This window comes from Cupriavidus sp. SIMBA_020 (genome assembly GCF_046535395.1).
In the GTDB taxonomy this organism is placed as follows: Bacteria; Pseudomonadota; Gammaproteobacteria; order Burkholderiales; family Burkholderiaceae; genus Cupriavidus; species Cupriavidus campinensis.
Window position 1 is genome coordinate 1 of the sequence record NZ_JAWRWU010000708.1, and the last position, 267, is coordinate 267.

Annotated in this window: 1 protein-coding gene; it reads left to right on the plus strand. The window is 65.5% G+C overall.

All coding sequences use genetic code 11. The features are described 5' to 3' along the window. Positions 1-267: ABC transporter permease subunit (locus SB751_RS31165; protein WP_410749164.1), on the plus strand; the 267-nt coding region annotated here is incomplete at both ends.

The window sequence follows — 267 nt, forward strand, 5'->3', positions numbered from 1 at the left end:
GAGGAAATCTCGCTCAAGCAGGTCGAGGCGGTGCGCGCCACCGGCGCCTCGTTCGCCAACGTGCTGGCCTTCGGCGTGCTGCCGCAGGTGTTCGCGCGCTTCATCGGCTTTGCCACCTACCAGTTCGACTCGAACCTGCGCAACTCCACCATGGTCGGCATCGTCGGCGCCGGCGGCGTGGGCGGCACGCTGTTCTCGGCCTTCCAGCGCTTTGACTACGACTTCGTCAGCGCCATCCTGCTGACGCTCATCGCCATCATCATGCTG